22 protein-coding genes are annotated in these 21,365 nt (G+C 45.5%); 9 read left to right on the plus strand and 13 right to left on the minus strand.

From position 1 onward, the window contains the following. From rsxC to nth (MHM98_RS05080), 6 genes are read left to right on the plus strand one after another with little or no spacing between them, the layout of a single operon-like run. The gene (rsxC, locus tag MHM98_RS05055; RefSeq protein ID WP_239438188.1) at nt 1-2,598 is read left to right on the plus strand and encodes an electron transport complex subunit RsxC; all 2,598 of its coding nucleotides are present in this window, start codon (nt 1-3) and stop codon (nt 2,596-2,598) included. Between the two features lie 11 nt (nt 2,599-2,609). Next, nucleotides 2,610-3,674, plus strand: a complete 1,065-nt coding sequence (gene rsxD / locus MHM98_RS05060) for an electron transport complex subunit RsxD (protein WP_239438189.1) — start codon at nt 2,610-2,612, stop codon at nt 3,672-3,674. Then, the gene (gene rsxG, locus MHM98_RS05065; protein WP_239438190.1) at nt 3,674-4,306 is read left to right on the plus strand and encodes an electron transport complex subunit RsxG; all 633 of its coding nucleotides are present in this window, start codon (nt 3,674-3,676) and stop codon (nt 4,304-4,306) included. The genes rsxD and rsxG overlap by 1 nt, the downstream gene beginning before the upstream one ends. Further along, complete coding sequence (locus MHM98_RS05070; protein WP_239438191.1) at nt 4,306-5,004, plus strand: electron transport complex subunit E; 699 nt, start codon at nt 4,306-4,308, stop codon at nt 5,002-5,004. Before rsxG ends, MHM98_RS05070 begins: the two co-directional genes overlap by 1 nt. Nucleotides 5,005-5,019: 15 nt before the next feature. Then, the gene (nth, locus tag MHM98_RS05075) at nt 5,020-5,730 is read left to right on the plus strand and encodes an endonuclease III (protein WP_239438192.1); all 711 of its coding nucleotides are present in this window, start codon (nt 5,020-5,022) and stop codon (nt 5,728-5,730) included. After that, nucleotides 5,727-6,362 (plus strand): endonuclease III, encoded by a 636-nt coding sequence (gene nth / locus MHM98_RS05080; protein ID WP_239438193.1) that lies wholly within the window; start codon nt 5,727-5,729, stop codon nt 6,360-6,362. The genes nth (MHM98_RS05075) and nth (MHM98_RS05080) overlap by 4 nt, the downstream gene beginning before the upstream one ends. A 63-nt stretch (nt 6,363-6,425) precedes the next feature. Here nth (MHM98_RS05080) and MHM98_RS05085 read toward each other — a convergent pair whose 3' ends face one another. Both MHM98_RS05085 and MHM98_RS05090 read right to left on the minus strand, forming a co-directional pair. Further along, nucleotides 6,426-8,405 carry a TonB-dependent receptor gene (locus MHM98_RS05085; protein WP_239438194.1) on the minus strand — a complete coding sequence of 660 codons (1,980 nt, stop codon included), beginning with the start codon at nt 8,403-8,405 and terminating at the stop codon, nt 6,426-6,428. 100 nt (nt 8,406-8,505) lie between these two features. Further along, entirely contained in the window at nt 8,506-8,883 is a 378-nt protein-coding gene (locus tag MHM98_RS05090) for a hypothetical protein (protein ID WP_239438195.1), read from the minus strand. A gap of 142 nt (nt 8,884-9,025) precedes the next feature. Between MHM98_RS05090 and gloA the strand changes: the two genes are divergently transcribed. Next, nucleotides 9,026-9,436 (plus strand): lactoylglutathione lyase, encoded by a 411-nt coding sequence (gene gloA, locus MHM98_RS05095; RefSeq protein ID WP_239438196.1) that lies wholly within the window; start codon nt 9,026-9,028, stop codon nt 9,434-9,436. A gap of 78 nt (nt 9,437-9,514) precedes the next feature. Here the strand turns inward: gloA and MHM98_RS05100 are convergent, their stop codons facing one another. Continuing rightward, the gene (locus MHM98_RS05100) at nt 9,515-10,399 is read right to left on the minus strand and encodes an OmpA family protein (RefSeq protein WP_239438197.1); all 885 of its coding nucleotides are present in this window, start codon (nt 10,397-10,399) and stop codon (nt 9,515-9,517) included. A gap of 143 nt (nt 10,400-10,542) precedes the next feature. Here MHM98_RS05100 and rnt point away from each other — a divergent pair, with 143 nt between their 5' ends. Next, on the plus strand, nt 10,543-11,193 hold the full coding sequence (gene rnt / locus MHM98_RS05105) for a ribonuclease T (RefSeq protein WP_239438198.1): 651 nt from the start codon (nt 10,543-10,545) through the stop codon (nt 11,191-11,193). Nucleotides 11,194-11,310: 117 nt separating this feature from the next. On the opposite strand, the gene MHM98_RS05110 is transcribed toward rnt, so the two are convergent. The 8 genes from MHM98_RS05110 to MHM98_RS05145 all read right to left on the minus strand — a co-directional run bounded on the left by MHM98_RS05110 (nt 11,311) and on the right by MHM98_RS05145 (nt 17,328). Next, on the minus strand, nt 11,311-11,787 hold the full coding sequence (locus MHM98_RS05110; protein WP_239438199.1) for a DM13 domain-containing protein: 477 nt from the start codon (nt 11,785-11,787) through the stop codon (nt 11,311-11,313). A 43-nt stretch (nt 11,788-11,830) separates the two neighbouring features. Beyond that, the gene (locus MHM98_RS05115; RefSeq protein ID WP_239438200.1) at nt 11,831-12,790 is read right to left on the minus strand and encodes a ribonuclease Z; all 960 of its coding nucleotides are present in this window, start codon (nt 12,788-12,790) and stop codon (nt 11,831-11,833) included. A 16-nt stretch (nt 12,791-12,806) separates the two neighbouring features. Next, complete coding sequence (locus MHM98_RS05120) at nt 12,807-13,100, minus strand: antibiotic biosynthesis monooxygenase (RefSeq protein ID WP_239438201.1); 294 nt, start codon at nt 13,098-13,100, stop codon at nt 12,807-12,809. A gap of 1 nt (nt 13,101) precedes the next feature. After that, nucleotides 13,102-13,581: an ATP-binding protein gene (locus MHM98_RS05125; RefSeq protein WP_275441420.1), complete on the minus strand. Its 480-nt coding sequence runs from the start codon at nt 13,579-13,581 to the stop codon at nt 13,102-13,104. Between the two features lie 15 nt (nt 13,582-13,596). Next, on the minus strand, nt 13,597-13,899 hold the full coding sequence (locus tag MHM98_RS05130) for an NIPSNAP family protein (protein WP_239438202.1): 303 nt from the start codon (nt 13,897-13,899) through the stop codon (nt 13,597-13,599). Between the two features lie 9 nt (nt 13,900-13,908). After that, complete coding sequence (locus MHM98_RS05135; RefSeq protein ID WP_239438203.1) at nt 13,909-14,457, minus strand: DUF2569 domain-containing protein; 549 nt, start codon at nt 14,455-14,457, stop codon at nt 13,909-13,911. Between the two features lie 117 nt (nt 14,458-14,574). Continuing rightward, on the minus strand, nt 14,575-16,608 hold the full coding sequence (locus MHM98_RS05140; protein WP_239438204.1) for a S9 family peptidase: 2,034 nt from the start codon (nt 16,606-16,608) through the stop codon (nt 14,575-14,577). A 135-nt stretch (nt 16,609-16,743) separates the two neighbouring features. Further along, a complete protein-coding gene (locus MHM98_RS05145; RefSeq protein ID WP_239438205.1) occupies nt 16,744-17,328 on the minus strand; it encodes a class I SAM-dependent methyltransferase in 585 nt (194 codons plus the stop codon). 99 nt (nt 17,329-17,427) lie between these two features. Here MHM98_RS05145 and MHM98_RS05150 point away from each other — a divergent pair, with 99 nt between their 5' ends. After that, nucleotides 17,428-17,826: a helix-turn-helix domain-containing protein gene (locus tag MHM98_RS05150; protein WP_239438206.1), complete on the plus strand. Its 399-nt coding sequence runs from the start codon at nt 17,428-17,430 to the stop codon at nt 17,824-17,826. Between the two features lie 35 nt (nt 17,827-17,861). Here the strand turns inward: MHM98_RS05150 and MHM98_RS18910 are convergent, their stop codons facing one another. Both MHM98_RS18910 and MHM98_RS05160 read right to left on the minus strand, forming a co-directional pair. Next, nucleotides 17,862-19,085, minus strand: a complete 1,224-nt coding sequence (locus tag MHM98_RS18910) for a VWA domain-containing protein (protein WP_239438207.1) — start codon at nt 19,083-19,085, stop codon at nt 17,862-17,864. Beyond that, nucleotides 19,073-21,364 (minus strand): DUF5682 family protein, encoded by a 2,292-nt coding sequence (locus tag MHM98_RS05160; RefSeq protein ID WP_239438208.1) that lies wholly within the window; start codon nt 21,362-21,364, stop codon nt 19,073-19,075. The genes MHM98_RS18910 and MHM98_RS05160 overlap by 13 nt, the downstream gene beginning before the upstream one ends. Between the last annotated feature and the right edge of the window lies 1 nt (nt 21,365).

Consider the following 21,365-nt stretch of genomic DNA (forward strand, 5'->3'; position numbering starts at 1 on the left):
GTGAGTAGTATTTTTGAATTAATCGATCAAGGTCAACTGGGACAATTCCACGGTGGCATTCACCCGCCGTCGCGTAAAGATCGCACCAAAGATTTAGGCATTATCGACATGCCAATGGTGGACAAAATTGCGCTACCACTCGCCCAACACTCCGGCCAAGCGGCATTGTGCAGCGTAAAGGTTGGCGATAGCGTCAGCAGCGGTCAAATTATTGGCCACAGCGATGGTTTTGTCTCAGCCAACGTATTAGCCCCGCTTGGCGGCATAGTAAGCGATATTACCCAGTATCCAGCCAGTCATCCATCAGGACTTAACACCGAAACAGTGGTGATAAAAACTGAATCAGATGCGCTAGAGTCGTGGGAGAAATTATCGTTAGAAGACGACAATCAACTGATTTTAGATCGCATCAAACAAAGTGGTATTACCGGACTTGGCGGCGCAAGTTTCCCAACGTCAGTGAAATTATCACCACGTAAATCTATCGATTTATTGCTGATTAACGGCGCGGAGTGTGAACCTTATATCACCGCAGATGACGCGTTAATGCGCGCCCACAGCGAACAGATTATCGCTGGCATTATGGTAATGAATAAACTACTAACGCCACAGCGCGTGGTTATCGCCATTGAAGACAATAAACCACAAGCCATTAAGGCGATGGAAAACGCCGCCAGTAAACACGAGCATATCGTCGTTCGCCCTATTCCAACGCTTTATCCTGCCGGTGGCGAAAAACAGCTAATCGAAGTTATCACTGGGCATCAAGTGCCTAGCGGTAAGATCCCAGCCGATATCGGCGTTGTCGTACAAAACGTAGCAACAGCGCATGCTATTGCCGATGTTGTTTTTCACGGCAAACCACTATTGTCGCGCGTTGTTACTGTGACTGGCGACCTCGTCGAGCGCCCGGGTAACTATCGCGTATACCTTGGCACCCCGATTATCGACTTGCTTAACTTCTGTGGTTTTAAAGCCCAAGAACGACAAAAAATCATCATGGGTGGCCCTATGATGGGCTTTGCATTGCAAAACCTCGATGCACCTGTAGTCAAAGCCACCAACTGTATTATTGCCGCCAGCAATCAAGAGTTACCAGATGCACCAGCAGAGCAAAACTGTATTCGCTGTGGTGATTGTGAACAGGTATGTCCTGCACAGTTATTGCCGCAACAGCTACAATGGTTTGCCAAAGACAAAGATCACGACAAGCTGCAACAACACAACCTATTTGATTGTATTGAATGTGGTGCTTGTGCCTACGTTTGTCCGGCGCATATTCCACTGGTTCAATACTATCGCGTTGCCAAAGCAGAGATTCGCGAAGCGCACCAAGAGCAGCTTGCCGCGCAGCGCGCGAAAGAGCGCTATGAACAGCGCCAAGCACGACTTGAACGTGAAAAACAAGAGCGCGAAGAGCGCAATCGTCTCGCAAACGAACGCCGTAAAGCCGCGATGGCGAAAAACAATGATGGTGACGCTATTGCCGCCGCGCTAGCTCGTGTAAAGGCGAAAAAAGCAGGTACACCAGAGCCAGCAGCTGACACCCCAGCGAAACCGCAAAACGATCGCGTCGCAGCAGCGATTGCCAGAGCAAAAGCTAAAAAAGCGGCAGCGGCTGGCGAGCAAGCTGTCACAGATACAAACAGCGACAGTCCAGCGCCAATTAATCCAGATAAAGCCCGTGTTAGCGATGCCATCGCCCGCGCCAAAGCAAAAAAAGCAGCTAAGGCGGCGCAAGCATCAAATGCTAACAACAATGTGGCAGCTGAAAGCAGTGCTGCGCCTGAAAGTGGCGATGACAAAAAAGCGCGCATCGCCGCGGCAGTAGCCAAAGCGAAAGCCAAAAAAGCGGCGCAAGCAACTGACGTAGTGGAAACAGCTGAAACGGCTGAAAGTACTGATGATGCAACTGCATCGACCCCAGCCGATGACAAAAAAGCACGCATCGCAGCGGCGGTAGCCAAAGCAAAAGCGAAGAAAGCGGCGCAAGCAGCTGGAAATGAAACAGCCAACAAAACCGTTGTTGAAGCTCCAAACGATTCTGAAACATCAACGCCAGCCGATGACAAAAAAGCGCGCATTGCTGCGGCAGTTGCCAAAGCAAAAGCGAAGAAAGCAGCGCAAGCTGCTGGAAATGAAACAGCCGATGAAACCGTTGTTGAAGCTCCAGTCGATTCTGAAGCATCGACCCCAGCCGATGACAAGAAAGCGCGTATTGCTGCCGCTGTAGCCAAGGCTAAAGCCAAAAAAGCAGCGCAAGCAGCTGACACTGTGGAAACAACTGATGATGCACCAACATCGACACCAGCTGACGACAAAAAAGCGCGCATTACCGCTGCGGTAGCCAAAGCGAAAGCAAAGAAAGCGGCAAAAGAAGCGGGTTCACAAACTAACGATGACAGTGCTAGCGATACTCAGCAGTCGCCAGAGCCAAAACAAGCGCAAGATTCAGAGGTTGAAACAGACTCTGAAAGCACCGTCACGCCAGCTAATGAAGCAACACCAGCTGATGAAAAAAAAGCACGTATTGCTGCGGCAGTTGCCAAAGCCAAGGCTAAAAAAGCTGCGCGCGATTCTCAAACAAATGATAAATAGGCACCGATAATATGTTTTTATCCGTCTCACCATCACCACACAATTTAGCGCAAGTTGATGTCTCGCGTGTTATGCGCGCCGTCGCACTGGCGACTATTCCCGGCATCATTGCCATGGTGTTTTTCTTCGGCATCGGTAGCCTAGTTCAAATCGCCTTATGTATCGGCGTTGCGCTGATTAGTGAAGCGGCCATATTGAAGATCCGCAAGCGCCCAATTAGCCATGTGCTAAAAGACAACAGTGCCCTGCTAACCGGGTTATTACTAGGAATTTCCATTCCTCCGCTTGCCCCTTGGTGGATCAGCGTTATTGGCGTTGGCTTTGCGATTATCGTCGCTAAACAACTCTACGGCGGTTTAGGTTTTAACCTGTTTAATCCTGCAATGGTGGGATATGTACTGTTGCTGATTTCCTTCCCTGTGACTATGACCAACTGGCAAGTTCCTAGTGAACTGGCGCAATATCCACTGAGTATTGGCGATGTATTTAGCGCTATTTTCACTGGCGTAACAACCTCGGGACTGACGGTTAACGAACTGCGTCAAACCGTTGATGGCGTGACTATGGCAACGCCACTAGACACACTGCGCACCGATTTAAGCCTTGGCTTAACCACTTACGAGAGTTTTACCAAACCAATCTTTAATGGCTTTGTGAGCGTTGGCTGGGTATGGGTTAATCTCGCCTTTTTATTTGGCGGTTTATGGTTAGTGGCGCAGCGCATTATTCGCTGGCATATTCCTGTGGCAATACTGGCAACCCTGACAGTTTGTGCCACCTTGGGATATTTAGTTGATCCTGATACTCACGCATCGGCATTTTTCCATTTGCTTAGCGGCGCAACCATGTTTGGCGCATTCTTTATTGCTACCGATCCTGTAACAGCGGCCACTAGCAACAAGGGAAAAATCATCTTTGGCATCATTATCGGCATGCTGCTGTATATCATCAGACAATACGGCGGTTACCCTGACGCCCTTGCCTTCGCCGTATTGTTAGCCAACATGACAGTGCCAGTAATTGATATGTACACCAAGCCATCGAGCTATGGTCATCAGCGTCAGGGAGGTAAATAATGACTAAAGTTATCTCGAAAAACGGATTAATTTTAGCGGTATTTGCGCTCATAGTTACCGCCATTGTTGCCCTCACTCAACAGCTAACCAAAGATGCTATTAACAAACAAGAACAGCGCTACCTGTTGACCTTGTTAGAGCAAGTTGTCGATCCTAAAACCTATAACAACGATTTAGCCAACCAATGTGTTTTAGTGACTTCACAAGACATGCTTGGCCGTGCGACACCACAACGCGCTTTTATCGCTAGAAAAGACAATACTCCTGTCGCCATAGCTATTGAAACCACTGCGCCAAATGGCTACAGCGGCAATATCGACATTATCGTTGGCATAACCACCGAAGGTGTTGTTAGCGGGGTGCGTACCTTGCGTCACCAAGAAACACCGGGCCTTGGCGATAAAATCGAAATCACAAAATCGTCTTGGATGGACAGCTTTAAAGGCTGGTTACTCACCGATAAAAACGAATCACAATGGCGGGTTAAAAAAGACGGCGGCGAGTTTGATCAATTCACCGGCGCAACCATCACGCCGCGCGCCGTGGTTGAAGCCACGCGTAAAGCGCTTGCGTTTGTTAACAAAGAGCAACGCGCAATTATCGAATCAACTCAACGCTGCGGAGGTCAATAATGAATACCTACGGCGAACTCACATGGCAAGGATTGTGGAAAAACAACCCCGGACTAGTACAACTACTTGGTCTGTGTCCACTACTCGCGGTTACTTCGACCCTCACCAATGCACTGGGTATGAGCTTGGCGACAATCTTGGTAATGGTCGGCTCAAACGCCACTGTCTCCCTTATTCGTCAGTTCATTCCCAAAGAAATTCGCATCCCAATCTTCGTGATGATTATCGCGGGCTATGTAACCTGTGTTCAATTGCTGTTTAACGCCTATGCATTTGGTCTCTATCAATCACTGGGTATTTTCCTACCGCTGATTGTAACTAACTGTATTATTATCGGCCGCGCCGAAGCCTACGCCTCTAAAAACGCGCTTATTCCGTCTATTTACGATGGCTTCATTATGGCAATTGGCTTTAGCGTAGTATTAGTGCTGTTAGGTGCTATCCGTGAAGTATTGGGCCAAGGCACCTTATTTGATGGCGCAGATTTACTACTAGGTCCGTGGGCGAGTAGCCTGCGAATCGAACTATTCGCCATCGATCAATCCTTCTTATTCATTATGCTGCCACCGGGTGCATTCGTCGCCTTGGGCTTTATTTTGGCACTTAAAAACAGCCTCAATAACAAAGTTGAAGCTATGGTGGTGCCGCCCGTTGAAAAGAAAGAAATCGAGCGCGCCCGCGTTAGTAAAGTCTCATAATAATCGGAATAAATAATGACTCAGCCACTATCAAAACAACAAAAAGTACAGGCGATCATCGATATTCTCGACGAGTTATATCCAGAAGTACCGATCCCTTTAGATCACACCGATGCCTACACACTTCTGGTGGCGGTATTGTTATCGGCCCAATGCACCGATGAGCGCGTTAACCAGATTACCCCGCTGTTATTCGCTAAAGCAGATAATCCGTACGACATGGTGAAGATGACCATTGAAGAAATTCAAGAAATCATTCGCCCATGCGGTTTATCGCCAATGAAATCGAAAGGCATTTGGCACCTATCGCAAATGATTATCGAGCAACACGACGGCGAAGTGCCAGCTGATATGGCCGCGCTTGAAGCCATGCCGGGAGTTGGCCATAAAACCGCATCTGTTGTTATGGCGCAAGCCTTTAATATTCCAGCCTTTCCAGTTGATACCCACATCCACCGTCTGATGTATCGCTGGGGTTTGTCTAACGGTAAAAGTGTTGAGCAAACCGAGCGCGACGGTAAACGCCTGTTTCCAAAAGAACGCTGGAACGACTTACACCTACAAATAATTTACTACGGCCGTGAATATTGCCCCGCCCGTGGTTTTTCGCTAGATAAGTGTATTATCACCCGCGAATATGGCCGCAAGAGCTTTATTAATGAAGTGCTTAAAGAGCAAGAGAAGAAAGCCCAAAAACAAAAAAAGCAGCAGCAAAAGAAGAAATGAATAAGTCGAAGCGCCAACAAATACTAACGATTTTGCGTGACGAAAATCCACATCCGGAAACGGAGCTGGAATTCAATTCACCATTCGAACTTTTGGTGGCCGTGACGCTATCAGCGCAATCGACTGATGTTGGTGTTAACAAAGCCACTCGCGTTCTTTTTCCAATAGCCAACACACCACAGGCCATCGTTGATTTAGGCGTTGAAGGGCTTGCAAGCTACATCAAAACCTTGGGGTTATATAATTCCAAAGCGAAAAATGTTCACAAAGCCTGCCAGATGCTCGTTGAGCTGCACAACGGTGAAGTACCAGAGAGTCGCGAAGCATTAGAAGCACTGCCGGGAGTGGGCCGCAAAACCGCCAATGTCGTCCTTAACATCGCTTTTGGCTGGCCAACAATTGCCGTCGATACCCACATTTTCCGCGTCGCCAATCGCACCAAATTCGCGATGGGTAAAAACGTCGATCAAGTAGAAGAAAAACTACTAAAGGTCATTCCCGCAGAGTTTAAAGTCGACGCCCACCATTGGTTTATTCTACACGGTCGTTATATCTGCACCGCCAGAAAACCCAAATGCGGCGCCTGTGTTATTGAAGAGCTGTGTGAGTTTAAAGAAAAAACAGAGTATTAGTTCTCTTCAAAAAATCAAAAAAGGAAGGTTTACACCTTCCTTTTTACTTCTCCATCAAAACCCTTAATGACCAAACTTAAAGCGAATGCCCGCATTAACTGTGAATCCGTCATTACGAGACCAGATATCTGTCGCCCAACGACCACTTGGGGCACGTTCTAACAACAAAAGTGACTCGTCTTTAGTTTGACGTACATTGAGTAGGTTTTCCGCGTTAATGAAGTAACTCACCTTACCAATGGTAATTTGGCCAAGCAGTCCTAAGTGCCAATAAGCATCACTTTTCTCGCGATAGGGATTACCTTCAAGGTGCTGAGTACCTGTGTAATAGGCTTCAAAGCCAACAAGATGACTCCCGTGCTCTTCCCACATTAATACTGCACCTGCAGAATGTTTCGGTGTTAAGGTAAGCGGCGCGCGGCCAATATCGTTTTGCGCTTGCTTTGTAGCGTCAGTATATAAATAACTGCCTGTTAGCTTAATGTCTCGCCAGCGATAACGCAGCAGTAATTCTGCGCCGCGAATTTCGCTCTCTCCCGCTGCGTTAATAATTCTTACCTGCTTAGCTGCCTCGCTATTAACAAGCGGATCAATCACTTCAAGCTCGGTAACATTATCAACATTAGACGCAAACAAAGTAACGCTGGCTTCAACATTATCCATCGCGTAGCTGACATCGATAGATGCCGTCGTAGCTCGCTCCTCTTCAATGCCATCAAGCGGCGCTAAGCGTGATAGCCCAGCGTCTTCAATATCTTCAATAAACGGCGTTGGCGCAAAGAACCCTTGGCCATAAGAGCCGCGAATTGTCCAAGTCTCTGGGCTATAAAGCACCGACACACGTGGGCTGACCTGTGTGCCGTATTCACTATGCCAATCAGCACGGGCACTAAGTGACATAGACACATCATCGTTGGCTTGATAGTCAACTTGTGAGAATAATCCCGGCACTTGGTAGTCGTAATTAAACTCACTAAAGTCTTGCGAATCAAAACGCTCTGATTGATATGCAGCGCCCAGTAGCCATGCTATTTCGTCGCTATAACCAGAAATGCTCGACTCCAAAAGATAGCTCTCATGAGTATCGTTTTCTTCAACGACACCATAAAGATGATCGTGCTCTTGCCGCATCGCTGAGCCACGCAGGTTGAGATTAAGATCATCTGCCAGTGGCTGATCGAAAATAAAGCCACTATCGAGCCTTAACGAGTCTTGGTTTTGGGCAAACGGATTGCCATCGGCAACAGTGCCTTGTGCGGTAGTGCCTCCTTCTCGCTCTTCTTTCATTGCGCCAAAGGTTACATACAAATTAGCGCCACTGTCGCTCTCCCAATACAAACGCGGACGAACCGTTGCTCGTTGATATTGGGCAATATCATTCCAGCCATCACTATCGAGATCTTTATCTGCTTGATTATGTAAGCCAGCAGTTACTGAGGCACTTGTCGACTCATTAATTGGCGAGGCAAAATAAGAAGTAACATCTTGGCCGCCTTTTGAGGTGGCATTTAATAACACCTCTCCCTCAAATTCATCAGATGGCGTGCGAGAGATAAGTTTAATTACGCCGCCAAGTGCTGAACCGCCATAGAGTGAAGACGCCGAGCCTTTGATGATTTCAACGTTAGCTAAATCTGTCGGCGGAATTTGCAATAAGCCAATGGATGCGGTTTGGCCGCCATATAGCGGTAAACCATCGCTCAGTAGCTGTGTATAACGACCATATAGACTTTGTAATCGAATGTTGGCACTGCCTAGCGCAGGCGAAGTATTTTGGACTCGCACGCCGCCAGTTTCAGCCACCAGCATTGAAATGTTTCCGGGTCTCATGAGCGCTTTTTCTTGCACTTCTTCGCCGTTGATAATTTCAGTGCGGGTTGCTGATTCCGTAACAATGCGACCTAGGCGCGACGCCGTCACTTGAATTTTCTCTATCTTTTTATCTTCGTGTTTATGATGCTCGTTATGATCATCGCCACCAGCGATTGCCATTGATGGTGCAAACAACACTGCCAGTGCCACTTTAGAATATTTAGTAAGCATTTCGACCTCAAATAATGCTAATGCTTATTCCATGTTATTGATGGAATAGCGTTAAACCGCGTCAATTCGCAGCAAGTAATGTAATTAAGAATGTGAAAGATTAAGAACCGAAAATGGGAGGTCGATATAAGGATTTGGCGAATAAATGAGGCTGCTTAGTTGAGACTATGCACTGCGCTTCATTCAACATCACTAATTCTGACAATGAGAAATTGGCGATGAGATAGGCGTAAGAACTACAACTGTTGTCAGGGCAAATACACTCGCCGACACAACAATCTACGTCACAACAATCATCCTCTGCTGAGGACTCATTGCTATGGTTCGATTCTTGGTAAATCTCAGCTGTTTTTTGCTGCTGGGTTTGAGAAGACGCGAGATCGTCATGTACTGTCGCCATATGATAAGCCATTGATTGCCCTGTAAAGGCCACCAAAGTAACTAACATAACTAAACAGCGTAACAATGATTTAATCATAACTATCTCAAACAAAAATCGCCGCTATTGTAGGTGCTTTTATAATAGATGTGAAGACGTTTCAAATCAGTGAATCACCTGTCATAAAACTTCGGTATAATCACGCTCATAAAAAATAGAGCAAAGCAATCTGGAGAAAATCATGCGTTTTTTACACACCATGTTACGCGTCGGCAACTTAGAACGTTCAATAGAGTTTTACACTAAGGCGCTAAAAATGCGCTTGTTACGCCAATCTGAAAACACCGAGTATCGTTACACACTAGCGTTTCTTGGTTACGACGATGAAGCAACAGGTACCGTATTAGAATTGACTTACAACTGGGACACCAGCGAATACGATATGGGCACGGCCTTTGGCCACTTAGCCATTGGTTGTGATGACATTTACGCCACCTGTGACGCTTTAAAAGCAGCAGGCGCAACCATTTGCCGCGAGCCTGGCCCAGTGAAAGGCGGCACAACAGTGATTGCCTTTGTTGAAGATCCAGACGGTTATAAAATTGAGCTGATTGAAAACAAGTTTGCAGGTAAGGGCTTAGGCGAAGATTAAGTTACAACAGATACAACAAACAAAAATGGCGCTACTTCATTATGAGAGCGCCATTTTTATTTGAATATTAGGATTGGTTTAGTATCCACGATTCATGGTGATCACCACGCGTCTGTTCCCGTTACGTCCTTGCACCGTTTCATTTGATGCGATGTGACGTTTTTCACCGTGTCCTGTCACTAAAATTTTATCGCCAGCGATGCCCGACTCTTCTAACATGCGCTTAATATCATTAGCACGCTGCTTAGATATTTGACGGTTTTTCTCACGGCCACCGTAACTATCGGTGTATGAGTCTACCAGCACCAACTCCATCTCAGGCTCGTATTTAAGATAATCGCGGATCATCTTGAGCTTTTGCTGTGAGCGGCGATCTAAAATCTGCGTATTCTTTTTGTAATTGAGCGTCGTAAATGAAATATCTTCGAAGCTATATGGCAGCAACTTGCTTACGCATTCCATAAACGCTAGATGTTGCGGTGCGAAATTAACCGCTGACACACCAACGGCAACAGAGTCGTTGCTGTTGTACCAATCGCGATAGAAAAAGGTTGGATTCATGCCCTTTTCTAATTCGTTAAGCATTAACCACGCTTGATCGTCTAACACTTCGCCATCGAACTGCTTGTAATAAGCGAGATCGGCAATATGGGCTGACGGTGAATTTGCACGCCAGCTTGGCGGCATTGAGCGCAGTTCAACTTCGGTATATTTAGCCGGCTTTTGCAACATATTCATTGCAAAATCGAGATTGATGTTTTTGTTGGCAACACTGGAAAAGTTCACTTTGCCAAAACGCGGAATACTGTGTTCAAGTACACAGGCAGTCGGCGTGTTTTTGGTCATCGACCAACTAGATTCCTGCATCGACGCACCATAACTACGCATCATGCCATTGGCAGGTAAAGCCAATAATGCCGTTACGCTAAGCGCTGCACTAAAACTAAGCAATCGATTTGTCATTGACACCTGTCCTGTGTTGTCTGAGGAATACTTAAAAATACTATCGGCGCTGTTTATTAGATCTTTAGCAATAAAAACGATCTTTATTTGCCAGCTAAAACCTTGGATAATGTCGACTCTTTAAATCGAAATTACCGAATAATATGTCTGACCAAGCACCTTCATTGATGAGCCAACGCTTTCGCGGCTACTTCCCTATCGTTATCGACATCGAAACCGCAGGCTTTAATGCCCAAACTGATGCCGTGCTCGAACTCGCTGCCAGCATATTGCAATTCGACGATAACGACAATCTAGAAATCGCGCAAACGCATCACTATCACATCGAGCCATTTGAAGGTGCGAACCTAGAGCAAGCATCATTAGATTTCACAGGCATCGACCCATACAATCCATTGCGCGCTGCTGTTAGCGAGCATGATGCTTTACACGATTTATTTAAGCACGTGCGTAAAGCCATGAAAGCACAAGGTTGTCATCGCGCCATCTTAGTGGCCCACAACGCCGCCTTTGATCAAGGATTCTTTAAAGCCGCAACAGCGCGTAGTGGCCTTAAGCGCGACCCATTCCATCCTTTTGTTACCTTTGATACCACAACGCTTGCAGGATTAGCAATTGGCCAAACAGTGCTAGCCAAAGCCTGTATCGAAGCCGGCATTCCATTTGACAATAAAGAAGCCCATTCGGCACTTTACGACACTGAGCGCACTGCCGAACTGTTTTGCTACATAGTTAATAAATGGAAAGACTTAGGCGGTTGGCCAATGGCAGTGCCAGCGCAAGACGAAGAGTAACCATTAGGAAATACTCAGTGTTTAGCATTTAAATGAACAACACTAGACGTAAAGTGATATTCAGCGCTAAGGGACTACTTAGCGCGTTCTATGTTATGTAATTAACCTCAGCATAAATTAGCGATATTTCGCTGCCGTAATAAATTCATTAAAACTCTCGCACCACACAATCACTGTATTGTATTGCGACGGATCGACATCACTTGGCAGGTTAACCACAAAATTATCGAAGGTTTTTACATCCCCCACTAACGCCATTTGCGATTTTAGTTGTTTAAATTTCGCTTCGGTCTCAACAAACTCTTTAGCTAAATACAGCTTATAAGATGGTCCCGGAGCCAGCTCCCCCATTAGCGTAATGGCGTTGTTACCAATAGTAACCTCGCCTTCTCCCCAATGCAGCGTGTCACTATCGGCAAGATCACGCGTAAATTGCGCTGAATATTGTACATCGCTGACGGCATTGGTGACTTGCTGTGCTGTTGGCGCAGGCGGCGCACTTAAAATAGGCAGGGTATAAATCCCTAGTGCGAATCCGAAAAAGCCAATGGCCAAGTGGCTCACAACCAAAAATGCTAATAATCTCTTACTCATTGTTCTACCGTTAAAAATTTTTCTTCTGTTAACTACTTAAATTTCAATCTTGTTCAATATGTAAAACACCCCGTTTATCGAGTGTCAATACTTGAAAATCCTGCGCTAAAAACAATGACCGTGAATAAGCTGTTTTTGCTTCATTTTCAATGTCACTAATATTTGGCGACTTAGTGAGATCTTGCTGATAGCGCGCACTAAAATGCGTCAGTACCAAGTTATCGATGTTGGCACTCTCAGCAAATTCTGCAACTTGTCGTGCATAACTATGACCAACATCGCCTGCCTTAGTTGCCATCTCTTGGGTATAAGTAGATTCATGTACAAGCACCTGAGACGACTTACACAACTCCTGCAATAACTCAGGATTATCATTGTCACCACACACCACGATTTTACGCGGTGCATTATCCACAATCAGATAATCGCAACTCTTAATGGTGTTACCTTGAAATTCAATGTCATTACCAGCTTGTAGTTGCCCCCACAGCGGCCCTTTGGGAACACCAAGTGCACTAAGCTTAGCGCCATCAAGTCGTTTAGTGTTTTCCGTTTCGGTAAAACTGTAGGCAAACGAAGGGACGCGATGAGACAATTGCGCCATATCAATTCGCGTCTTACCAATCAATTTAGGCGTAAAATCCTCAACTTGTTCATACTTAATTTCATAAGGAAAAAACAGTTCTGTGTGGCGTTGTGTCGCTTCAAGCCACTCTCTTATACCGCGTGGCGCAACTATTGTGAGCGGCGCAGTTCGCCCGTTCATTCCAGCACTTGCTAGCAGTCCCGGCAGACCATAACAATGGTCACCGTGAATATGCGTAATAAAAATAGCCTTTAATGAATTCACCGATAATGATGTGCGCAGTAGCTGATGCTGAGTTCCCTCGCCGCAATCAATCAAATACCAATCACTACCCTGACTTTCAATAATGGCAACCGCTGATACATTGCGATCTCTAGTTGGCGCCCCCGACGAGGTGCCTAAAAAACAAATTTTCATAATGGTTCAATAACTACTAACAATTAAACTTATAAGCTCTTTTTACTTCGACCACTTGCACTAAATACGACTCATACCATTTATCGCGGCCAAGTTGCTGGGCTATGGTGTGTTCACTGTCGCTTTTCCACTCTCGAATAGCTTCTTCGGTTGGCCAATAGGAAATAGCAATTTCTTGATCGCCCTCGGTCACCGCGACAAAATCAATGCAACCGTATTTCTCAAACGCCAACTCACGCATTTTCGCCACCATAGTCCCGTATTGACTATCCTGCTGTCCCGCTTTTGCTCTAAAAATTACAGCGTACATATCATTTTCTCAGTATATTAAGTGCTTCGTCAGCCAATGGCGGCTCAAAGTATTGGGTGACTTGATGAAATACTTGTGGCGTGTCGAATTTAGCCCGCGCTGGCTGTTCAATGCGGCGTTTAGCAATTTGCCTTAAACACACCTCATCGCTGACCTCGAGATAAATCAGTTGGTGCTGACAGCCAACTTCCTGCGCCAGTGTTAAGAACCAAAGACGTTGACGTTTCATATTGGCTGGAAAATCCATCACCACGCTTACGCCTTTAGCTAACAATTGCTGCACATGCTGTTTGATAAAAGGTTTTATTTGCGCCGAATAACGGATGTAATCATCAAACGAGTGTATCTGCTCAGGATAATGCGCGGCAAGCCAATCATCTTCACTGATCAGAATAGCCTCGTGCTCACTTGCTAGTTCTTTAGCTAGCGTCGATTTTCCCGCGCCCATCTTTCCACAAAGAAAATATAACGTTGCAGTCAAATTTAACTCCGTTAGTTAGAACAATGGATTAAAGAAACTGCGCTCATAACTAACGATGCAGCGTGTTTTCTCGGCATACGCAAATGCGGCAATACATTCATCATCTTGCATCGAGCGCTTACGATAGTCTTCATAAGCCGCCATGCTTTCGAACGTAAACAGTGCCAATGCAATGTTATTAGCGCCTTCTGACGGTAAAAAGTAACCGTGATGTTGGCCGCCAAATTTATTCACCAACGGGATCCACAGCTTGGCGTAATGTTCAAATTCATCGAGCTTATAAGGGTCGATAACATACCTTAAATAACAAGTAATCATGAAGTTTCCTTAGTTAATAAAGGTATCTTTAGCACGCTGCGAAACAAATAAATACGGCGTCCAAATAAGTAATGCAAAACCACTACGAGCAAGCGCTCTAATGGTATCTATGTCAAACATTTCTATCTCGGGAAAGAAGACGATTTTGGCAATGGCGGCATCAAATAAAATAAAGCCGGTAGAGGCCAGTGCCAAGCCAAAGTACCAATGAGGAAAATAGCGCTTCTTTTTAAAAAACAGCACCATCAAATAAAAACTACAGCTAATAATCAATAAATTAATGACGATTTCACTAGCAATAAAAGCTGCTAATAGCGGAGCGTAATGTTCACTCGTTGGCTCAACAAACATATCCCAAGTGCCATCAGTGAAAATTGGAATAAATAATGACGCCATTTCAAACGACACCCTAAAAGGTGCGATAACGACGCCGATTGCAACAAGAATTAACCAGCCACCAATAGGCAATGCCGTTGCTTCATTTTCGGGTTGTAAAGAAGTTACTTGTGCGGGAATGGTCTGCGAAGAGTGCTGTTGAGATTCCAAAATTAAGTCCATCTAATATCGTAAATATGGACACCGATAATAGACTACTTAATGCCCTTTTGAATACCTCTATTCAAATAAAAAGGCCACTTCATAATGGGAAGTGGCCTTTGAGTTTACTAATATCGCTTATTGATACTTGTTAAACCATGCGATGGTATTTTCTATTTTGGCAATCATTCGCGATGGTCGCCCAGCGATGCCGTGAGGCGCATCAGGCACGCGCACCATAATGGTATCGACCTTTTTAAGTTTCAGCGCTTGATAAAACTGCTCTGTTTCTGACATCGGCGTACGGCGGTCATTCTCGCCAGTAATCAACATGGTTGGCGTTGTTACATTGCCAACAAGTGATAGCGGTGAACGCTCCCAATAATGCTCAACGTTATCCCAAGGTAAGCCCGGGAATTGATACGGGATTTGGCCTAAATAGCTATCTGCCGTCAGTACCTTAGACAACCAGTTAATAACGGGTTTAGATACCGCAGCCGCTTTAAAACGATCAGTTAAGCCAATGGCATAGGCACTGGCGATACCGCCTGCCGAACCACCAGCAACATACAAGCGGTTTTCATCAATAAAGCCTTTATCGATCATCGCGTTAATACCACTGTTGTGATCGGCAAAGTCCCACTTACTTGAATATTTATTTTGCAGCAATAACGCAAAGCGCTCGCCATAAGAGGTACTACCGCGATGGTTGTCGTAAAACACCACGTAACCTTCCGCCGCAAAACGCTGTAGTTCAGCAGTAAAATGCGGGCCATATGATAGATGCGGGCCACCGTGAATTTCTAAAATCAGTGGGTATTTTTTCTTAGGATCAAAATTCGGTGGCAAGATATACCAGCCTTGAATTTCCTCACCGTCGATAGACGATTTATAAACAATCTCTTTCACTTCACCCAAGGTTTTATGGCCCAGCACGTCTTCGTTTAACTCAGTCAACTGACGTTCTTTACCGCGGTATAGGCTATAAATATCTGCTGGGCGATCGGTGCGACCTTTGGTAAAAGCAATGACATCATCGTTAACGTCAAAGGTTGCCGATGTATATGGACGCCCCATACTGCCGCCACCTAAACCAGTCACTAGCTTCTTGTGTTTACCTTTGATTGTGGTGTAGCCAATGGTTACCGAGCCACGCTCTGCCATTTGGTAATACAAGCCTTTGCCTTTCTTTTGCCAATGAATATTAGCAATCGAATTATCGATATCTTTCGACAGGTTCTTAGTTGAATCGCTACCAATTTTCTTCACCATCAAATAGCGATTGCGATAAGCGAGCTTTTTGCCGTCGGTGTCCAAGTAGGCTAAGTACTTGCCATCAGGGCTGACTGTTGGATTGTATTCGCTACCTTCGTCATCGGTAATTTGTACGATGTCACCTTTAAGACTGACCGAGAAAATATCAGAGTCGCGTTGCTGATATTCCCACTCTTTATTGCGATTAGCTGAGAAATAAATTTTATCGCCGTTGCTGCTCCACGATAATTTACCGCCGTGATTAAAGTTGCCAGACGTTAGCTGACGCGGCGTACCACCTTCACTAGGCACCACGAAAATATGCTTATAAGCTGGCGATAATATGCCGCGACCATCTGCTTGATACTTCGCCTTGGTCACATACTTAACCGGTTTAGACCACTTAGCGCCTTTCGGTTTTTTCGGCATCTTAACTTTTAGTGGCTTACTGTTATCACTTACATTCATTGCAAAAGCGATTTGTTTACCATCAGGTGACCAAGTAATGCTGCCAATAGATGATTGCACGTTAGTCACTAGCGCCGTTTGGCCACTATCCATCCAGCGCACATAAAGCTGCGTTTTACCTTCTACATTCGACAAATACGCCAATCTATCACCACTTGGTGAGTAGACTGGTGACCAAAAGTTGCTTCTACCAGAAAGCAGCGGACGATGAGAATTACCGTCGATACTAGCAATCCACAAATTAGAACGACTAGAGTCTTTCATGATGTCGTTAGAACGGCGTACATACACCACATTTTCACCATCAGGTGAGACCTTGGGTGATGTGGCAACTTCAAGATTAAAAATATCTTCCGAGGTAAAGGTTGTTACTTCATCTGATTGTGCGGCAGCGTTAAACGACGAAGCACATAACAACCCAAGCATTAATGGCTTAATAGGAAATTTCATCACTTTCTCTTGTTATCAATTTATCGGGGATTAATACTGGCTCAAGGCTAGCATGGTGAAACCAATAAATCACGACAGTAATCTCCATAGATTGTAACAAGTTACTCGATAAAATCCTTAGTTCACGATAAGCATTTATTTCTTAGCAATCGCCTGTACTACTGACGCTAACCCCGTATGATAGATTCCCTCCACCACCTCGCGCTCAATCTCTTGTAAGTGAATAAACTCTAGCTGCGGAAACTCCGCTGCTAGCGAGGCTTTGGACTGCATAGTATCGGCATCATCGCCACCGCCAGTACCATAATGTACTTGCGCTGGTGTGTAAGATTCAGTTAAGAAAACACCACCCTTTTTCAGTCCTTTTATTACTCGTTGATGCATCAACTTACGCGCTTGAGAACCTAACGGGCTGTAAATGGATACAATGGCATCCCAGCAAGCTTCACCCATATCAAAAGTCGCTAGATCAGCTTGAATACATTCAATGACTACGCCTTGTTGCTTAGCCAACTGCTGCGCTTTTTCGAGCCCCACTGCAGAGCTATCGACAGCCGTTACTTCATAACCCTGTTGAGCAAGAAAAACCGCATTGCGCCCCTCCCCTTCTGCTAAGCTTAATACTCGCCCTTTTGGCAAGGCACTAAAATGCTCACGTAAAAAATCATTCGGCTCAGTGCCATAAGCATATTCTTCACCACTAAATCGTTGATCCCACATCGTTAACTCCTCGTCATTGTTCAATTAATCAAATGTGTGAGACCATGCTACAACGTCAAGTCGACTTTAAGTCAATAACAAATTTATCAGGGGAGAAGAATGGATATTAAAGAGGTTTCTAAACGCGCCAATTTACCCGCTTCAACACTGCGTTATTACGAAGAAAAGGGATTGATTCAATCCATTGGCCGCAGTGGCATCACACGCGTATTTGCAGAAAACATAGTAGAGCGCTTGGCTTTTATTTCACTAGGGCGCTCGGCGGGATTATCACTTGATGAAATTAAGCTCATGCTTGCACCAAACAACATTACCATCGATCGCACATTACTACTTAACAAAGCAGATGAACTAGACGCCCAAATCAAACAACTCAAATCAATGCGCGATGGCCTGCGCCATGCAGCACAGTGCACAGCGCCCAATCATTTTGAATGTCCTACCTTTAAACGGCTATTAACGATTGCAAATCAGCGTTGGAACAGAACAAATAGATAGCACTTGAGAAACAATTGCTAGCAGCAAGCAGCTAGCTATTCATTTGGCCGAATTGCTTTAATATCCTGATCTGCCGCCCAAGACAATACATCCTCGCGTTTTAATGCCGTCGCCATAAGATCCGGAAATTGATCTGGTGAACATGCAAATACCGGGCTTCCGATTGCTGCAAAATCCCCAGCCATTTGGCTATCATACGAAGGTTTACCATCATCACTAAGCGCCAACAGTGTAATCACGTTGACATCTTGCCTAATTAAGTTAGCAACCCGTGTTTTTAGTGCTTCACCGTCACCGCCTTCATAAAGATCGGTAATTAGGATCAAATGGGTCTTACTCGGCTGCTCAATTTTTCCTTCACAATAAGCCACAGCCTGATTAATATCCGTACCACCACCAAGCTGCACACCAAATAATACGCTAACGGGATCGGCTAAATCTTCAGTTAAATCAATGACTGCAGTATCAAAACAAACGAGCTGTGTATTTACCGCTGGAATCGATGCCATAACGGCCGCAAAGATTGAACTATAAACCACAGAAGTCGCCATAGAGCCAGATTGATCAACGCACAAAATCACATTGTCCAAATCAGCTATTCTGCGCTGCTGACGCATAAAGCCTATGAGTTTTTCGGGAATAACAGTATTTAAATCAGGCTGATAATGACGTAGATTGGCACCAATAGTACGATGCCAATCGATGTCATTAAACCGCGGGCGAAAGGTCTTTTTAGACCTATTAATTGCACCACGAATCGACTCAGTGGTGCGTTGTTCTAGACGCTCCATTAGTTCATCAACGACTTTTTGAATAACTTGTCGCGCCGTTTCCATGGTTTTTTCTGGCATAACTGAGCGTAAACTAACAAGATCTGCCACTAAATGAACGTCTGCTTCAATTGCCGCTAAAAACTCCGGTTCCATTAGCATTTCTTTTAGCCCCAAGCGTTCAAAAGCATCCTTTTGCACCACTTGAACTACGCTCGATGGAAAGAACTCGCGGATATCACCAAGCCATTTAGATACTTTTGGCGCAGAGCGAGAAAGGCTACCGCGTCCTTTATCAGACGCTTCACCGCCATAAAGAGCAGTAAGTGCAGACGACAAACGTCGATCAGATGCAGATAAACTACTGCTCTCATCGCTCTCTGCCCCCAAGACTAACCGCCAGCGGCGATCTTTATCCTGCTGCGAGCTCTCATCTTGATTAATATCTTGTAATGAAGTGCCCTGTGATGAATTATCTATTGCTGCCACGCCTTATTCCTTTTCAATAACAGTGAAACACGAGCGAGTTGCAGTGGCCACGTCTCTAACATTGATTCATTAACCACCAACTCAGATTGACGCTGCTCTCTTCCTAACAGCACACGATCGATGAGACGCTTTCGCTCCATGGCGTCTAGATCGGAAAAGATACGGCGAAATAGCGGTAAATTTTGAACAAAGTCATCTTCATCAATACCAATCAGCCAATGTTCTATCGCGTTTAACAACACGTCGTCATAAAGTAACCTATCCACAGCATCGCTAAAAAAGCCATCGAAATAACGTGCAGCCTGTGCAGGTTCAATTGCTAGCGACAACATTTTCGCCAACAATATTTCTAGCTCGTCATCAGATAATCTTTGCGCTTGATAAAGCAGACGAGAACACAACCCTGAAACTTGGCGAGTACTGGCTTCAGTTTCGATGATTACCTGTAAAGTTTTCCACCATTGTTCGGCGGTGGCGTCATCCCAATCAGTCAGAAGTAATGCCTGATGCGCATCACTAATGGCGCGGCGATAATGCCAAGCCTCGTCATCGTCTAGATTACGGCAAGCATAAGGCAACGCCAAAGCGGCTTGAATCGTTAAACGTTCTATCAATTGGACAATATGTGGCAATGAAATTTCACGCGCAGTACCGTAGCGACTAATTTCAATGAGTGGAGTGATACTTTCTAACAGCTCAAGGCAATCACTAGTATGTGCCGCGCGCTTGCTCAGCAACTCGATGCCCAAACTTGCTGCGTTATCCAGCTGCGACTCCAAACATAGGTGGACAGCATTAGCTAATTGACCGAGGTTCTTTTCCTTGCGAATGATTTCACTAATTTTATTGCTTGCCGCAAGTTCGATACTACTGCCGTAGACTAGGTTCTCCACTAGCTTTACCGAAAACTCAGGTTGCCAGCTCAACGTCCAATTTTCTCTAAAGGTTCCGCGACTCTTGCCACCACCATTGAGATTTCCCCAATCAACGCCGAGAATAACCAGACGATGTAACAATGTGGACTTGCGAAGTCCCGCATCGCTACGCAGATCTAGAGCAACCTCTCGCGGCAGTGCTTCTGGCTTTAACTTGAGCTTCTTTTGCTGACTTTGCAAATCCTCAATCAGCGGAATAAGAGGAGCGTCAGCAGGAATTTCCCCCACTGCGCTGCCGAGTAACAATTTCGCCTCAATTTGGTGCCACAAAGCCTGCTCACCAAAACACAAACAGGCGATAACGGCCTCGCGAATTTCTTCAAAACCAACAGCAGGTCTATTTCGCACAGCAGCTAATGTTTGGCACAAACGACTTGCTTCGATCACCGACGCAGTAGAGACAATATGACCAGTGGCTCTCAGTTCATGGCAAACCTGCGCTAGCCAGCGCTCAATTTTATTGACATCATTGTGATATTGCCACAAATGCTGATACCACATCGGTGCGTCAATCCCCGCACCGTAGCCTGAGCGCACTGATAGTCGTGCGCTGGTCCAAGGGATCCAGGTCGATTTTAATTTCTTGGCAGATAATTTATTCGGCAGAGTTTTCACTAACTCACGATCAGCTTTTAATGTGTGTTTTGCCGTTAAAGCAGGTACATGCCATGCGCCGCAAACGACAGCAATGGGACCGTCGGTAAGCTTTTTAGCTTTGTTAATTTCAAGACGCATATAGGCTTCACGAACCAAATCACGTTGCATTGATGGAATATCACTGGCAATGCTTTGTCGTAATGTGCCCATCGCGTTTGCGACAACATCGAAAATAGCGGCATTATCATCGCTATTTTGTTCAATTAAATCATTCCACCACGCCTCACCGTCTTGATAATCTGCAAGTTTTGCTAATTCACCGATAGGATCTAACACTACTGCGGGTGTTGCGAGATGCTCGTCTGTAGCTTCTGTCTCAGTATCAATTTCGTCCTCGCTTAATGCGCTTTCCTTCGCGGCCACTTGCACAGCTAACTGAATATTGACTGGAACATCGATAAAAGCAGCTTCAACATTATGCTGTGCGGCGTAAAGCGTTGCTTGATACTCTGGCGAATATTGCGCAAAGGGATAAAACACACTACTATTGGCGTCATCGGTGGCATATGCTAGCAACGCCACCGGAGGTTTCATTTCTGCATGTGCCAAAAGTGACAACAACTCAGAACAATCTGTCGGCCCTTCGATTAAAATTCTCGCTGGCTGCAATGCTTCCAATGCAGATATTAAACGTTGGCTCGATCCGGGACCGTGATGACGAATTCCAAAATAATGAATGTTGGACATG

The sequence above is a fragment of the Psychrobium sp. MM17-31 genome, assembly GCF_022347785.1.
Taxonomy (GTDB): Bacteria; Pseudomonadota; Gammaproteobacteria; order Enterobacterales; family Psychrobiaceae; genus Psychrobium.

What these genes read in the sequence shown, in the direction of transcription:
- MHM98_RS05110 (WP_239438199.1), bottom strand. Translation starts at nt 11,787, where the DNA reads ATGAGTAAGAGATTATTAGCATTTTTGGTTGTGAGCCACTTGGCCATT.
- nth (WP_239438193.1), top strand. Translation starts at nt 5,727, where the DNA reads ATGAATAAGTCGAAGCGCCAACAAATACTAACGATTTTGCGTGACGAA.
- rsxD (WP_239438189.1), top strand. Translation starts at nt 2,610, where the DNA reads ATGTTTTTATCCGTCTCACCATCACCACACAATTTAGCGCAAGTTGAT.
- MHM98_RS05130 (WP_239438202.1), bottom strand. Translation starts at nt 13,899, where the DNA reads ATGATTACTTGTTATTTAAGGTATGTTATCGACCCTTATAAGCTCGAT.
- MHM98_RS05135 (WP_239438203.1), bottom strand. Translation starts at nt 14,457, where the DNA reads ATGGACTTAATTTTGGAATCTCAACAGCACTCTTCGCAGACCATTCCC.
- rnt (WP_239438198.1), top strand. Translation starts at nt 10,543, where the DNA reads ATGTCTGACCAAGCACCTTCATTGATGAGCCAACGCTTTCGCGGCTAC.
- MHM98_RS05140 (WP_239438204.1), bottom strand. Translation starts at nt 16,608, where the DNA reads ATGAAATTTCCTATTAAGCCATTAATGCTTGGGTTGTTATGTGCTTCG.
- MHM98_RS05100 (WP_239438197.1), bottom strand. Translation starts at nt 10,399, where the DNA reads ATGACAAATCGATTGCTTAGTTTTAGTGCAGCGCTTAGCGTAACGGCA.
- gloA (WP_239438196.1), top strand. Translation starts at nt 9,026, where the DNA reads ATGCGTTTTTTACACACCATGTTACGCGTCGGCAACTTAGAACGTTCA.
- nth (WP_239438192.1), top strand. Translation starts at nt 5,020, where the DNA reads ATGACTCAGCCACTATCAAAACAACAAAAAGTACAGGCGATCATCGAT.
- MHM98_RS05115 (WP_239438200.1), bottom strand. Translation starts at nt 12,790, where the DNA reads ATGAAAATTTGTTTTTTAGGCACCTCGTCGGGGGCGCCAACTAGAGAT.
- MHM98_RS05145 (WP_239438205.1), bottom strand. Translation starts at nt 17,328, where the DNA reads ATGTGGGATCAACGATTTAGTGGTGAAGAATATGCTTATGGCACTGAG.
- MHM98_RS05160 (WP_239438208.1), bottom strand. Translation starts at nt 21,364, where the DNA reads ATGTCCAACATTCATTATTTTGGAATTCGTCATCACGGTCCCGGATCG.
- MHM98_RS05150 (WP_239438206.1), top strand. Translation starts at nt 17,428, where the DNA reads ATGGATATTAAAGAGGTTTCTAAACGCGCCAATTTACCCGCTTCAACA.
- MHM98_RS05090 (WP_239438195.1), bottom strand. Translation starts at nt 8,883, where the DNA reads ATGATTAAATCATTGTTACGCTGTTTAGTTATGTTAGTTACTTTGGTG.
- rsxG (WP_239438190.1), top strand. Translation starts at nt 3,674, where the DNA reads ATGACTAAAGTTATCTCGAAAAACGGATTAATTTTAGCGGTATTTGCG.
- MHM98_RS05085 (WP_239438194.1), bottom strand. Translation starts at nt 8,405, where the DNA reads ATGCTTACTAAATATTCTAAAGTGGCACTGGCAGTGTTGTTTGCACCA.
- MHM98_RS05120 (WP_239438201.1), bottom strand. Translation starts at nt 13,100, where the DNA reads ATGTACGCTGTAATTTTTAGAGCAAAAGCGGGACAGCAGGATAGTCAA.
- MHM98_RS05070 (WP_239438191.1), top strand. Translation starts at nt 4,306, where the DNA reads ATGAATACCTACGGCGAACTCACATGGCAAGGATTGTGGAAAAACAAC.